13 protein-coding genes and 1 riboswitch are annotated in these 14,077 nt (G+C 73.1%); of the genes, 12 read left to right on the top strand and 1 reads right to left on the bottom strand.

Translation table 11 applies throughout. The features are described from left to right. Positions 1-101 precede the first annotated feature (101 nt). The 10 genes from mihF (at position 102) to AC1DWJ_RS02940 (ending at position 10,242) form a co-directional block, all read left to right on the top strand. Positions 102-419, top strand: a complete 318-nt coding sequence (gene mihF, locus AC1DWJ_RS02985; RefSeq protein ID WP_056923337.1) for an integration host factor, actinobacterial type — start codon at positions 102-104, stop codon at positions 417-419. Continuing rightward, positions 416-1,000, top strand: a complete 585-nt coding sequence (gene gmk, locus AC1DWJ_RS02980) for a guanylate kinase (RefSeq protein WP_457255509.1) — start codon at positions 416-418, stop codon at positions 998-1,000. Before mihF ends, gmk begins: the two co-directional genes overlap by 4 nt. A gap of 61 nt (positions 1,001-1,061) precedes the next feature. Beyond that, positions 1,062-1,325: a DNA-directed RNA polymerase subunit omega gene (gene rpoZ, locus AC1DWJ_RS02975; RefSeq protein WP_457255508.1), complete on the top strand. Its 264-nt coding sequence runs from the start codon at positions 1,062-1,064 to the stop codon at positions 1,323-1,325. A gap of 11 nt (positions 1,326-1,336) precedes the next feature. Next, positions 1,337-2,620 (top strand): bifunctional phosphopantothenoylcysteine decarboxylase/phosphopantothenate synthase, encoded by a 1,284-nt coding sequence (locus AC1DWJ_RS02970; protein WP_477619950.1) that lies wholly within the window; start codon positions 1,337-1,339, stop codon positions 2,618-2,620. A 109-nt stretch (positions 2,621-2,729) separates the two neighbouring features. Continuing rightward, positions 2,730-3,950: a methionine adenosyltransferase gene (gene metK, locus AC1DWJ_RS02965; RefSeq protein WP_457255506.1), complete on the top strand. Its 1,221-nt coding sequence runs from the start codon at positions 2,730-2,732 to the stop codon at positions 3,948-3,950. Between the two features lie 27 nt (positions 3,951-3,977). Next, on the top strand, positions 3,978-6,047 hold the full coding sequence (locus tag AC1DWJ_RS02960; protein ID WP_457255505.1) for a primosomal protein N': 2,070 nt from the start codon (positions 3,978-3,980) through the stop codon (positions 6,045-6,047). Between the two features lie 70 nt (positions 6,048-6,117). Next, the gene (gene def, locus AC1DWJ_RS02955) at positions 6,118-6,663 is read left to right on the top strand and encodes a peptide deformylase (protein ID WP_457255504.1); all 546 of its coding nucleotides are present in this window, start codon (positions 6,118-6,120) and stop codon (positions 6,661-6,663) included. Further along, positions 6,663-7,601, top strand: a complete 939-nt coding sequence (fmt, locus tag AC1DWJ_RS02950; protein ID WP_457255503.1) for a methionyl-tRNA formyltransferase — start codon at positions 6,663-6,665, stop codon at positions 7,599-7,601. The genes def and fmt overlap by 1 nt, the downstream gene beginning before the upstream one ends. Then, the gene (locus AC1DWJ_RS02945; RefSeq protein WP_457255502.1) at positions 7,594-9,129 is read left to right on the top strand and encodes an RsmB/NOP family class I SAM-dependent RNA methyltransferase; all 1,536 of its coding nucleotides are present in this window, start codon (positions 7,594-7,596) and stop codon (positions 9,127-9,129) included. Before fmt ends, AC1DWJ_RS02945 begins: the two co-directional genes overlap by 8 nt. 51 nt (positions 9,130-9,180) lie before the next feature. Beyond that, on the top strand, positions 9,181-10,242 hold the full coding sequence (locus AC1DWJ_RS02940) for an LLM class flavin-dependent oxidoreductase (protein ID WP_457255501.1): 1,062 nt from the start codon (positions 9,181-9,183) through the stop codon (positions 10,240-10,242). A 32-nt stretch (positions 10,243-10,274) separates the two neighbouring features. Here the strand turns inward: AC1DWJ_RS02940 and AC1DWJ_RS02935 are convergent, their stop codons facing one another. Beyond that, positions 10,275-11,285: a tetratricopeptide repeat protein gene (locus AC1DWJ_RS02935; protein ID WP_457255500.1), complete on the bottom strand. Its 1,011-nt coding sequence runs from the start codon at positions 11,283-11,285 to the stop codon at positions 10,275-10,277. 94 nt (positions 11,286-11,379) lie between these two features. Here AC1DWJ_RS02935 and rpe point away from each other — a divergent pair, with 94 nt between their 5' ends. Together rpe and AC1DWJ_RS02925 are read left to right on the top strand one after the other, a co-directional pair. After that, positions 11,380-12,036 carry a ribulose-phosphate 3-epimerase gene (rpe, locus tag AC1DWJ_RS02930; protein ID WP_457255499.1) on the top strand — a complete coding sequence of 219 codons (657 nt, stop codon included), beginning with the start codon at positions 11,380-11,382 and terminating at the stop codon, positions 12,034-12,036. A gap of 138 nt (positions 12,037-12,174) precedes the next feature. Continuing rightward, complete coding sequence (locus AC1DWJ_RS02925) at positions 12,175-13,860, top strand: MFS transporter (protein ID WP_457255498.1); 1,686 nt, start codon at positions 12,175-12,177, stop codon at positions 13,858-13,860. 57 nt (positions 13,861-13,917) lie between these two features. Continuing rightward, a riboswitch (FMN riboswitch) is annotated at positions 13,918-14,048 on the top strand. Positions 14,049-14,077: the final 29 nt, after the last annotated feature.

Below are 14,077 nucleotides of genomic sequence, written 5' to 3'. Positions count from 1 at the left end.
CGCGAAACCCCCGTGCGCGGTTGCTATTGTCGGAAGACATCACGGATCGACCCATGACGTGACACGAAGTACGTGCCGACCTGCCTGCAAGGAGTACCACCGTGGCCCTACCCCCGTTGACCCCGGAGCAGCGTGCCGCGGCCCTCGAGAAGGCTGCAGTCGCCCGCCGGGAGCGTGCTGCGGTCAAGAACCGTCTGAAGTACGCGCAAGGCTCCCTCAAGGAGGTCATCACCGACGGCAAGGCCAATGAGGTCGTCGGCAAGATGAAGGTCTCCGCGCTGCTGGAGTCGATGCCCGGTGTCGGCCGGGTCCGCGCCCGCCAGATCATGGAGGAGGTCGGCATCTCCGAGAGCCGCCGCGTCCGTGGTCTCGGCGCCAACCAGATCTCGGCTCTGCTCACGCGCTTCGACGAGGCGTGAGCCGACCCGTTCCCGCAGGCGAGGACCGCCCGAGGCGGCTCGTCGTGCTCGCCGGTCCCACCGCGGTCGGCAAGGGCACCCTGTCCGCCTACGTGCGCGACAACTTCCCCGAGGTGTGGCTCTCCGTGAGTGCCACGACCCGCCAGCCCCGCCCCGGCGAGGTGGAGGGCACGCACTACCACTTCGTCGACACCGACGAGTTCGCCCGGATGGAGCGGGACGGCGAGCTGCTCGAGTCGGCGATCGTGCACGGGTTCAACCACTACGGCACCCCACGTGGCCCCGTCGAGCAGGCGCTGCGCGACCACCGGATGGCGCTTCTGGAGATCGACCTCCAGGGCGCGCGCCAGGTGCGGGCCACCATGCCGGAGGCCCTGTTCGTCTTCCTGGCCCCGCCGAGCTGGGACGAGCTGGTCCGTCGGCTGGTCGGTCGCGGCACCGAGGACGAGGCGGAACGCACCCGTCGGCTGGAGACGGCCAAGGTCGAGATGGCCGCCGAGGACGAGTTCGACGTGACCATCGTCAACGACGACGTTCGTCGTGCGGCCGAAGAACTCGTATCATTGATGCGATCGCACTGACGACGCCGTCACCACGAGAACGTCAGCAGTCAAGACAAGACCTACAGAAGTGAGTACCCCCGTGTCTGGAACCGTCGCCAACCCGATCGGCATCACCAACCCGCCGATCGACGACCTGCTCACCAAGGCCGACTCCAAGTACGCCCTGGTCATCTTCTCGGCCAAGCGCGCCCGCCAGATCAACGCGTACTACTCCCAGCTCCAGGAGGGCCTGCTCGAGAACGTGGGCCCGCTGGTCGACAGCCAGGTGCACGAGAAGCCGATGTCCATCGCGCTGCGTGAGATCAACGAGGGCCTCGTCACCTCCGAGCCGATCGAGGGCTGAGAACCACCACCATGGCGCGCATCGTCCTCGGTGTCAGTGGTGGCATCGCGGCCTACAAGGCCTGTTCGCTGCTGCGGCTGTTCACCGAGGCGGGGCACGACGTGACGGTCGTGCCCACCGCCTCCGCGCTGCAGTTCGTCGGCGCACCCACGTGGGAGGCGCTGTCGGGCAAACCCGTGCACACCGAGGTCTGGGACTCCGTGCACGAGGTGCCGCACGTCCGGCTGGGCCAGACCGCCGACCTCGTGGTCGTCGCGCCCGCCACGGCTGACCTGCTCGCCAAGGCCGCCCACGGGCTGGCCGGCGACCTGCTCACCAACGTCCTGCTGACCGCCCGCTGCCCGGTCGTCATGGCCCCGGCGATGCACACCGAGATGTGGGAGCACGCGGCCACGCAGGCGAACGTGTCCACGCTGGCCGAACGCGGCATACACATCATCCCGCCGGCGTCGGGGCGCCTCACTGGCGCCGACACCGGACCCGGGCGGCTCCCCGAGCCCGAGGCCATGTTTGCCGTGTGCGAGCGGATCCTCGCCCACCCCGCCCCCCACACGCGGATGGCGTTCGACGCCGACCAGCCAGCCGCGACAGCGCCGATCCTGCCGGGCTCGCAGGAGCTCGCGGGTCGCACCGTCGTCGTGTCGGCGGGAGGCACTCGTGAGCCGCTCGACCCCGTGCGCTACCTGGGCAACCGGAGCTCGGGCAAGCAGGGGTACGCCCTGGCTGCCGTGGCCGCGAGCCGGGGTGCCTCGGTGACTCTCGTCGCCGCGAACACCGCGCTCGCCGCGCCCCCCGGGGTCACCGTCGTGCCCGTGTCGACCGCCCTCGAGCTGCAGGCCGCCGTCGAGCGAGCCGCCAAGGACGCCGACGTCGTCGTGATGGCAGCCGCCGTGGCCGACTTCCGCCCGGCGCACTACACCGACGCCAAGATCAAGAAGTCGCACGACCCGGCCGACCCCGACGCGGCCCCGACCATCACGCTCGTGCGCAACCCCGACGTCCTCGCAGGGCTGGTCGAGGCGCGCGGCGAGGAGGCCACACCGGTCATCGTCGGGTTCGCCGCCGAGACCGGTGACGAGCACGGTGGAGTGCTCGAGCACGGGCGCGCCAAGCTGGCCCGCAAGGGGTGCGACCTCCTCGTGGTCAACGAGGTGGGTGTCGACAAGACCTTCGGCCGCGATGACAACACCGTGCACATCCTCCGCCAGGGCTCGAGCCACGTCGTCGACGCCGGGCCGGCCTCCAAGGAGGTCGTCGCCGCCGCGGTGTGGGACGCCGTTCAGGAGATCCTCTGACCTAGGTACACTCTCGGGGTCGCGCAGCCGTGCTCGTCCTCGCGGCCCTTTGTCACCACCGTCAGTACCGACAGCACCGACAGCGATCGCCGCCCCGAAGGAGATTTGAGTGTCTGCACGCCTGTTCACGTCCGAGTCAGTCACCGAGGGTCACCCGGACAAGATCTGTGACCAGATCTCCGACTCGATCCTCGACGCCATGCTCGCCCAGGACCCGGGCAGCCGGGTCGCGGTGGAGACGATGGTGACCACCGGCCTCGTGCACGTCGCCGGAGAGGTCACCACCGAGGCCTACGTGGAGATCCCCAAGATCGTCCGTGACACCGTGCTGGGCATCGGCTACGACTCGTCGACCAAGGGCTTCGACGGGGCCTCGTGCGGGGTCGAGGTGTCGATCGGTCAGCAGAGCCCCGACATCGCGCAGGGCGTCGACACCGCCTACGAGAACCGCACCGGTGGCGTGGACCCGCTCGACAAGCAGGGTGCCGGCGACCAGGGCCTGATGTTCGGCTACGCGTGCGAGGACACCGCAGAGCTCATGCCGCTGCCGATCCACCTGGCGCACCGCCTCGCCGAGCGCCTCACCGCGGTCCGCAAGAGCGGCGACGTCGCCTACCTGCGCCCCGACGGCAAGACCCAGGTCACCATCGGCTACGACGGAGACAAGGCGGTCCGGCTCGACACCGTGGTGCTGTCCACGCAGCACGCCGAGGACATCTCCCTCGAGGGCCTGCTCGCCCCCGACATCATCGAGCACGTGATCTCGCCGGTGCTGGCCGAGCTCGCCGACGAGGGCACCGACCTCGACGTGTCGAACTACCGCACCCTGATCAACCCCACCGGCAACTTCGTCATCGGCGGCCCGATGGGTGACGCCGGCCTCACCGGTCGCAAGATCATCGTCGACACCTACGGCGGCATGTCCCGCCACGGTGGCGGTGCCTTCTCCGGCAAGGACCCGTCGAAGGTCGACCGCTCGGCCGCCTACGCCATGCGCTGGGTCGCCAAGAACGTCGTCGCCGCCGGGCTGGCCCGCCGCTGCGAGGTCCAGGTCGCCTACGCCATCGGCAAGGCGCAGCCGGTCGGTCTCTACGTCGAGACCTTCGGCACCGAGTCGGCGCCGGTCGACAAGATCCAGGCCGCCATCGCGTCGGTCTTCGACCTGCGCCCCGGCGCCATCGTCCAGGACCTCGACCTGCTGCGTCCGATCTACAAGCCGACCGCGGCCTACGGCCACTTCGGTCGCACCGAGGCCGGCCACGTCGACAACCCCTTCACCTGGGAGCGCACCGACCGCGTCGAGGCGCTGCAGAAGGCAGTCAAGGGCTAGTCGGACCCGTTCGCTAGGTTCGCTCCCGTGAGTGGACCGGGCGGACAGGGTGAGCAGGCGGGCGAGCAGCTCGCGCTGATCCGCTCTGCCCTCACCAAGCCCGCCCGCACGCCCCGCACCACCGACCAGGCCACCGCGTCCACCGACCCGGTGGCCTCGGTCGTGGTGGACACCGGGCTGGCCCACCTCGCGCGCCCCTTCGAGTACCTCGTGCCCGAGGCGCTGGCCGAGACGGCTGTGCCGGGTGTCCGGGTCAAGGTGCGCTTCGCCGGTCAGGACCTCGACGGGTTCGTGGTCGACCGGCAACCGCAGGCCGAGCACGAGGGACGGCTCGCGCTGATCCGTCGGGTGGTGTCGGCCGAGCCGGTGCTGACGCCGACCCAGCTGCAGGTGGCGACCGAGGTCGCCGCGTCGTGCGCGGGCACCCTCGGCGACGTGCTCCGACTGGCTGTCCCGCCCCGCCACGCGGCAGCGGAGAAGGCGCTCGCCCTCGAGGCGCCCACTCCGGACCCGCTCCCGGCGCCGGCCGCCGCCAGCCCGGCCTGGAGCAGGTATGCCGCGGGGCCGGCCTACCTCGCGCGGCTCGCGGCGGGCGAGTCGCCCGCCGCCTCGTGGCTCGCGCTGCCGACCGTGTCCCCCGAGCAGGACTGGCCGGCCGCGCTGGCCGCTGCTGCCGCCGCCACGCTCGCCGCCGGGCGCGGGAGCGTGCTGGTCGTGCCCGACCACCGCGACGTCGCCCGCGTGGACGCCGCGCTCACCGCCGCCCTCGGACCGGGGCGGCACGTCCGCCTCACCGCCGACCAAGGTCCCCAGGCCCGCTACACCGCGTGGCTCAAGGTCCTGCGGGGCCATGTGTCCGTCGTGGTCGGCACCCGCGCAGCTGCTTTCGCGCCGGTCCGCGAGCTCGGCCTCGTGGCGTGGTGGGACGACGGCGACGACCTGCTCGACGAGCCCCGGGCCCCCTACCCCCACGTGCGTGACGTACTGCTCGCGCGAGCACGGGTGGAGGGCGCCGCGGTGCTCTCCGGTGGCTTCACCCGCACCGCCGCGGTGCAGCGCCTCGTCGAGACCGGCGACCTGCGCGTCATCGCTGGTGCGTCGGTGCGCGGGGTGGTCCCTCGGGTCCAGGTCGCGGGCGAGGGCGTCGAGGTCGAGCGCGATGCCGCGGCCGCATCGGCCCACCTGCCGTCGATCGCCTGGCGCACGGCCAAGGCTGCGCTGGAGAGCGGACCCGTGCTCGTCCAGGTGCCCCGCCGTGGCTACGTGCCCTCCCTCTCCTGCCAGACCTGCCGCACCGCCGTGCGCTGCGGGCACTGCGGCGGCCCCGTCGCGCTCGGGTCCCGCCGGGCCGAGCCCGCCTGCCGCTGGTGCGGTCGTGGCGTGGGCCGGTTCGAGTGCCGGCACTGCGGCGGTCGCGAGCTGCGCTCGTCGGTCGTCGGCGCCCGGCGCACCGCCGAAGAGCTGGGCCGGGCCTTCCCCGGGGTGCCGGTGCACACCTCGGGCGCCGGCGCTGTCCTCGAGCGGGTGGCGGCCACGCCGGCCCTCGTCATCGCCACCCCGGGCGCCGAGCCGGTGGCCGAGGGCGGGTATGCCGCGTGCCTCCTGCTCGACGCCTGGGCCAGTCTCGACCGGCCAACCCTCGATGCTGGTGAGGAGGCCCTGCGGCGCTGGACCGCCGCCGGCGCCCTCACTCGCGGCGCCCTCGACGGTGGGCAGCTGGTGCTGTGCGGTGCCCCCACCCACACGACGCTGCCCGTGGTCGAGGCCCTGGTCCGCTGGGACCCGGCGTGGTTCGCGGCTCGCGAGCTCGCCGACCGTCGGGAGCTCTCCCTGCCTCCGACCGTGGCCCTCGCCGCGGTCACCGGGGAGCGCCGGGCCGTTGACGCGGCGCTGCGGCTGGCCCACCTGCCTGACGGCGTCGACCGCCTCGGACCGCTCCAGGTGGCCGACGACGCGGACCGCATGCTCCTGCGGTGTCCCCTGGACCAACGGGCGGCCCTCGCCGAGTCGCTGGCAGCCATGCGGTCGGTCCGCAGCGCCCGCAAGGAGAAGGCCTCGATCCAGGTGCGGATGGACCCGCGCGACCCCGCCACCTGACCGCGTCGTCCCCGGGCGGCGGGTCTTGCCCTGCATCGGGCGCCGCGAGGCCCCGCCTAGACTGCTGCGCGTGTCGATCCAGAACATCCGCCTCTTCGGTGATCCCGTCCTCCGCACGCCCGCGGCGCCCGTCGTGGACTTCGACCGGGAGCTGCGCCAGCTCGTGAAGGACCTCACCGAGACGATGGTGGACGCGCCAGGAGCAGGTTTGGCGGCTCCGCAGATCGGCGTCGGGCTGCGGGTGTTCACCTACTGGGTCGACGGCGAGCTGGGCCACCTGGTCAACCCCGACCTCGACCTGTCGACCGACCTGCAGGAGGGCGAGGAGGGCTGCCTGTCCTTCCCCGGGCTGCGCTTCGAGACGCCGCGCGCGCTGCGCACGGTCGCCAAGGGCTTCAACCAGTTCGGTGAGCCGGTGGTCATCGAGGGGTCCGAGCTGCTCGCCCGCTGCCTCCAGCACGAGACCGACCACCTCGACGGGATCCTCTTCATCGACCGGATGGACCGCGAGCAGCGCAAGGCGGCCATGCGGGCGATCCGCGAGGCCGAGTGGGGCGGTGGCACGACCCCGGTGGTCAAGGTCAGCCCGCACGCCACCTTCGGCCGGGGTATGTGATGCGTCTGGTCTTCGCCGGCACTCCCGCGCCGGCGGTGCCGTCGCTCGACGCCCTGGTTGCCTCCCCCCACGACGTCGTGGCCGTCATCACCCGCCCCGACGCCCGGGCCGGGCGTGGTCGGGGGGTCGTCACGTCGCCGGTCCGCCAGCGGGCCGAGGAGCTCGGCATCGAGGTGCTGACGCCCGACCGTCCCCGGGACCCCGACTTCCTCGACCGGCTCCGCGAGCTCGCCCCCGACGCGTGCCCGGTCGTCGCGTACGGCGCCCTGATCCCGCAGGTCGCGCTCGACATCCCGCGCCACGGCTGGGTCAACCTGCACTTCTCGCTGCTGCCCGCCTGGCGCGGGGCCGCGCCGGTGCAGCACGCCGTCATGGCGGGCGACGAGGTGACCGGTGCGTCGACGTTCCTCATCGAGGCCGGTCTCGACACCGGCCCGGTGTTCGGCCTGATGACCGAGCGGATCCGCCCCCGCGACACCTCGGGCGACCTGCTGGACCGGCTCGCCGAGGGTGGGGCGGGACTGCTCGTCGCCACGATGGACGGGCTCGCCGACGGCTCCCTGACCCCGGTCCCACAGTCCGACGAAGGGGTGTCGCTCGCCCCCAAGCTGGAGGTCGCCGACGCCCAGGTGCGCTGGGACCGTCCGGCGGTCGCCGTCGACCGCCTGGTGCGCGGGTGCACCCCCGCACCCGGCGCGTGGTCCACCTTCCGTGACACCCGGGTCAAGCTCGCCCCCGTGCTCCCCGACCTCGCGTATGCCGGTCCGGCGCTGTCGCCGGGGGAGCTCGCTGCGGGGAAGCGTGAGGTGCACGTCGGCACGGCGAGTGGCGTGGTGCGCCTCTCGGCGGTGCAGCCGCACGGCAAGAAGGAGATGGCCGCGGCCGACTGGGCCCGCGGCGTCCGTATCGACGTGGGAGAGCGGTTCAGCCATGAGTGATCAGGGACCACGGAACCCGCACCCGGACGAGGGCGGCCGGCGCAATGCCAGGGGTCGCCAGCGACCAGAGCGCACGCATGGTGGCCGGGAACGCTCTGCGCAGCGACCGAGTGAGCGCAACCGTGGTGGTGACCCGCAGCGGCTCGCGGCCTACACGGTCCTGCGGGCCGTCGCCGACGGCGCCTACGCCAACCTCGAGCTCCCGAGGGTGCTCCGCGACCGTGGCATCCAGGGGCGTGATGCCGCGTTCACGACGGAGCTCGTCTACGGCGCGATCCGGATGCACGGCCTCTACGACCCGGTCATCGCCGTGGCGGCCGGGCGGGCCCCGGACAAGATCGACCCCAACGTCCTCGACACGCTCCGGCTCGGGGCCCACCAGCTCCTGGGCATGCGGGTACCGACCCACGCCGCCGTCGACGAGACGGTGGGCCTGGCGCGCAAGGTGAACGGTGCCGGGGCGGCCGGGTTCGTCAATGCCGTCATGCGACGGGTCAGCGAGCGCGACCTCGAGGCGTGGCTGGCGGAGGTCGTCCCGTCGGGCGAGCTCACCGCACAGCTGGCCGTCGAGCAGTCCCACCCCGAATGGATCGTCAAGGCCCTGCGCGCTGCGCTGCTCGGCCACGGCGCCGCGACCGCAGAGACCGTGGACGCCGAGCTCACCGCGCTGGTGACCGCGGACAACGCCCCGGCCAAGGTCTCGCTGGTCGCCCGCCCCGGGCTGGCCACCGTGCGCGAGCTCGTCGACGCCGGGGCGTCCGCCTCGCCGCTCTCACCGCTCGGTGCGGTGCTCGAGGGAGGCGACCCGGGCGGCATACCGGCGGTGCGTGAGGGACGCGCAGCGGTCCAGGACGAGGGCTCGCAGCTGGTCGCCCTCGCGCTCGCACGCGTGCCGGTCGAGTCCTCGGGTGCCGAGCAGTGGCTCGACCTCTGCGCAGGCCCGGGAGGGAAGGCCGGGCTGCTCGCCGGACTGGCCGTCGAGGCCGGCGCCGACCTGACCGCCAACGAGGTCAGCGACCACCGCACCGACCTGGTGCGGCAGACGCTGCGACCGGCCATCGCGAGGGCGCGCGCCGAGGGCCGATCCGTCATCGTGCGCACCAGCGACGGCCGGCTGGTGGGCGAGGACGAGCCCGGCCGGTACGACCGGGTGCTGGTCGACGCCCCCTGCACCGGGCTGGGCGCGCTGCGGCGTCGCCCGGAGGCGCGGTGGCGCCGAACGCCGGCCGATCTCGCCGACCTGGGCAAGCTCCAGCGCGAGCTGCTCGCCTCCGCGATCGACGCCACGGCCGTCGGTGGGGTCATCGCCTACGCGACCTGCAGTCCCCACCTGGCCGAGACGTCGTTCGTCGTGGGTGACGTGACCAAACGGCGCACCGACGTCGAGCTCCTCGACGCCCGCGAGTTCGTGCTGGGGGCCGACGGTGCGCAGGTCGTCGTGCCGGGAGCGGGACCGACCGTGCAGCTGTGGCCGCACGTCCACGGCACCGACGGGATGTTCCTGGCGCTGCTGCGCAAGAAGGCCTGACCTCGGTCCGGCCACCGGAATAGTCGCCACGGGTGGCAGGTTGGCCCACAGGTGAACACCCCCGCGCTGTCCGTCCTCGACCTCGTCCCTGTCCGTCAGGACCAGAGCACTGGTCAGGCGTTGGCCGCGACCCGGTCACTGGCGCAGGTCGCCGATCGGCACGGCTACCGGCGCTACTGGCTGGCAGAACACCACAACATGCCCGCGGTCGCGGCGACGAACCCGCCTGTGCTCATCGCCATGGTCGCGGCGGCCACGGAACGGATCCGCGTCGGCTCTGGCGGCGTGATGCTGCCGAACCACGCACCCCTCGTGGTAGCCGAGCAGTTCGCGCTGCTCGAGGCGGCGCACCCGGGGCGGATCGACCTCGGCATCGGTCGGGCGCCCGGCACCGACCCGGTGACCAGCTACGCCCTGCGGCACGGCGCCGGGGGAGTGGAGGCCGACGCGGTGGCGCGGTTCCCGCAGTACGTCGACGACGTCATCTCGCTGATGTCGACCGAGGGCGTGGGCATCCGGGTCGGCGGCGAGGTCCACCCGCTGAACGCCACCCCACGCGCCGAGTCGGTGCCGGAGGTGTGGCTGCTCGGCTCGTCGGACTACTCAGCTCGGCTCGCCGCTGAGCGCGGACTGCCGTACGTCTTCGCCCACCACTTCTCGGGTCGGGGCACCGCGGCTGCCCTGGAGCTCTACCGGTCGGGGTACACGCCGACTGCGAGCCATCCGACCCCTCGCACCTTCCTCACCCTCAACGTCGTGGTGGCGCCCACCCAGGCCGAGGCCGACCGGCTCGTGCTGCCCAACCTGGCGTCGATGGTGGCGCTGCGCACCGGTGGCCCGCTGGCGGCCCAGCTGCTCGTCGAGCACGCCGAGGACGCGGGGATCGCGGACGCGCACCGGGCGCTCGCCGACGAGATGCGGAGCCGTTGGGTGGTCGGTACGCCGGACGCGGTCGCCGCTCAGGTGGCTGCGCTGGCGGCCGAGCACGCCGTCGACGAGGTCATGGTGCATCCCGTCGCGGGTGCACTGGCGGGTACGCCGGCCGACCGGGCCCCGGCTCGAGAGGCGACCCTGTCCCTGCTGGCCGAGGCCTTCGGGCAGCAGGCCGCCTGAGCCGCCTGGGTACTACCCGCCAGGGTCCGAGGTCAGCGGGTGGCGTCGAGGTCGGCGAGCAGCTCGGCGACCTCCGCGGCGGCAGGTAGCTCGCCCAGCTCGAGGTGGCCGACGCGGGCGGTGCGCAGGTGACGTCGAGCGTCGTCGAGTCGCCCGAGGTGGAGGGCGACCACCCCCTGGGTGCGTTCGAGCGTCGTCGACAGGCTGGGCGAGCCGACGAGGTCGCCGCGCTGCACGGCCTCGTCGAGGTGCTGCTGCGCGAGCCGAGCTTCCCCGGACAGGGCGTAGGCCTCCGCGAGCCTGGCATGGACGGCGGCCAGTCCGGGGGCGTTGTCCGGTCGGACCGACAGCAGCGCCAGCGCCGTCGTGAACTGGGCCAGGGCGCCCGCCGCGTCGCTCCGAGCCAGGGCAGCCTCGCCGAGGTGGTGGTGGCAGTACCCCGTGTCGACCTCGCGACCGGCCATGCTGGAGCCGGCGTAGGCGGCGCGGGCCTGTCGAACCAGGGCCTCGCCCTCTGTCAGCCGCCCCCTGCGGATGTGCAGGTCACCGAGGATGCGCAGGCGGCCGGACTCCTCGTCCGGTTCGGCGTCGGGGGCCGCGAGCAGTCGTAGGGCGGTGGCGTCGTCGCCAGTCTCGATGGCCACCTGGGCACGTTGGTGGCGGACGATGCCCCCGCTCGGGTCGTCGCCGAGGACGGCGACGGACTCGGCGTAGCGACCCATGGCGATCAGGGCCCCGGCTCGGAGGTGCAGGTCGAGGTCGCCGACGCGGTCGGACACCGAGGTGGGCACTCGACTCGTGTCGAGGAGGCGCAGGGCGAGCTCGTTCCGGCCGGTCAGCAGCGCGCTCGTGGCGCGGAGCCGGTCGGCCAACGGTCGGTAGGCCTTCGGTGGGGCACGGTGTGCGAGCACGCGCTCGTGGTCGCCACCCATCAACAGCGTCGTCATCGACGTGATGGTGCGCCGGGCCCGCCAGTGCGCGACGGCGACGATCAGGATGGCCACGAGGGCGAACCCGAGCACGGCGGTCATCAGCGGGGTCACGCTCGAAGTCTGGCGGGTGGGGCCGGGCGCTCGTGCGGGTCTGGCCCGAGGCCGTCCGTTGGGACTAGGACGGCCCCCTACTACTGTTGCCCGCGTGCAGATCTCGCCCAGCATCCTGTCCGCGGACTTCGCCAACCTGGAGACCGAGCTCCGCCGCATCGCGAACGCCGACTGGGCCCACGTGGACGTGATGGACGGGCACTTCGTGCCCAACCTCACCCTCGGGCTCCCCGTCGTCGAGGCACTGGCCCGGGTCAGCCCCATCCCGCTGGACTGCCACCTCATGATCGAGGACCCCGACCGGTGGGCGCCGATGTATGCCGAGGCGGGCGGTTCGTCGGTGACGTTCCACATCGAGGCTGCGCACGACCCGCGTTCCCTGGCCCGGAACCTCCGCGGGCTCGGCGCCCGCGCAGGGATGGCGATCAAGCCGGGCACGTCGTTCGCCCCCTACGAGGACCTCCTGCCAGACCTCGACATGGTCCTGGTGATGACGGTCGAGCCCGGGTTCGGTGGCCAGTCGTTCATGGCCGACCAGATGCCCAAGGTCGCCCAGGTCCGCGAAGCGGTCCGGCGCCACGGTGGTGAGATCTGGGTGCAGGTCGACGGGGGAGTGTCGGCCAGCACCATCGAGCAGTGCGCCGAGGCAGGGGCTGACGTGTTCGTGGCGGGGTCGGCCGTCTACGGGGCCGAGGACGCCGCCGCAGCGGTCGACGAGCTGCGCGAGCTCGCCGCAGGTCACGAGCACTGAGCTGACTTACGCCCGCCTCGGTCAGCCGAACGCCGGAAGCCGTGGCTGGTCAGCCGGACTCGTCCCACCCCCGGGTAGGCGGGTGATAACCGACCGCAGGTCTGGAGCCACCTCGCGGTGCGGGCCTAGAGTCTGCTCATGGCGGAGGCGGGCAGTCGCAGCCGGCTGGCCAACGCCGCGGTCGCGTTCACCAGCAACGCCCGCAACCCCCAGCTGCGGCGGGCGCAGCTGAGCTTCCTCGGGGCCTGGACCGCCGAGTGGGCCTTCACGGTGGCCCTCGGGATCGTCGCCTACCGCGCCGGCGGTGCCACCGCCCTCGGGCTCGTCGGGCTGATCCGCATGGTCCCTGCCGCTGTGTGTGCGCCCCTCCTCTCGCCCCTGGCCGACCGTGGCCGGCGCGAACGCGTCCTGGTCGTGGTCTCCATGGTGCGTGGGGCCGTCACGGCTGCCGCCGCGGTGGTGGCCGCGGTCGGCGCGCCACCGGTCCTCATCTATGCACTCGCCGTCCTCTCGACGATCGCGGCCACCCTGTTCCGGCCTGCCCACTCCGCGCTGCTCCCGTCCCTGTGCCACACGGGCAGCGAGCTGGCCAGCGCCAACGTGGTGCGCGGGCTGCTCGACTCCGCCGCCACGCTGGTCGGACCGCTGCTCGCCGCGGTGCTCCTGGAGGTCGCCGACGTGTCCGCGGTCTTCTGGGTGGCCGCCGCGGCGTCGTGGTGGTCGGCCCTGCTGCTGCTCCGCCTTCGGTACGAGGCCCCGCCTCGCCCGGCGGCGGCCAGCAGCCCCCGCCTGGTCCGTGAGGTGGTCGACGGGCTCAAGGCGGTCACCCGCCACCGGGGTCTGGCCCTGGTCCTCGGCCTGGCGGCGGCTCAGTCCTTCACCCGTGGCGCGCTGACCGTGCTGTCCGTCGTCGTGGCCATCGAGCTGCTCGGCACGGGGGAGTCCGGGGCCGGCGCGCTCATGACGGCGGTCGGGGTGGGTGCGGTGCTCGGCTCGCTGGCTGCCTCCCTCCTCGTGGGCACCCGACGTCTGGCAGTGTGGTTCGCGGTCGGCGTCGCGTTGTGGGGGCTGCCGATCGCGCTCATCGGCGTCGTCCCGCAGGAGGGGGCGGCGCTCGGCCTGATCGCCCTCGTCGGCATCGGCAACGCGCTGGTCGACGTCGCCGGGTTCACCCTGTTGGCGCGGATGGCCCCCGACGAGGTGCTGGCGCGGGTGTTCGGGGTGTTGGAGAGCCTGGTCGCGGTGTCGGTCGGCGTCGGCGCGCTCGTCGCGGCGTGGGTCGTCGACGGGTTCGGCCCGCGCTCGGCGCTCTTCGGCATCGGCCTCCTGTGCCCGGTGCTCGCCGTGGCCTCGTGGGGGCGGCTGCGGCAGCTGGACCGCTCGGTGGGCGGCCACGACCTCGACGTCCAGCTCCTCCAGCAGGTGCCGATGCTCCGCACCCTGCCGCTGCCGTCCATCGAGCAGCTGGCTCGCGGTCTGGAACCGGTCGCCGTCCCCGCCGGGCAGGTGGTGTTCAGCCAGGGTGACGTGGGCGACCGCTACTTCGTCATCGAGTCCGGTGCGGTCGAGGTCCTGGGCGACGGGGCGCTCGTCACCACCCTCGGGCCGGGGGAGGGCTTCGGCGAGATCGCCCTCCTGCGCGACTCCCGCAGGACCGCGACCGTGGTGGCGCGCACCGACGTACGGCTGCGCGCCCTGCTCTCGACCCGGTTCCTGGCGGTGGTCCTCGGCTTCACGCCGGCGGCCCGTGCAGCCGCCGCGGATGTCGACCGCATGGTCGACCGGTTCGTCCCCGAGGACCCGGGGTCCACCGACCGGTCGTGAGGACCATCACGCGGACCGGTCGGCGCCGACCCGCTGACCCTGCGGCATACTGGAGGCTGACGTGCTCCGGGGTCGGTGCAATTCCGAACCGGCGGTGACAGTCCGCGACCCGACCGCAGCCAGCGGCCGGTTGACTGGGTGGAACTCCCAGACCGACGGTGAGAGTCCGGATGGTAGGCAGCACGCAACAGCGGGACCAATGGGTCCGCGGTGTGGC

The organism is Pedococcus sp. P2_D7 (genome assembly GCF_056404295.1).
This window is presented reverse-complemented; position numbering and strand designations above follow the sequence as displayed.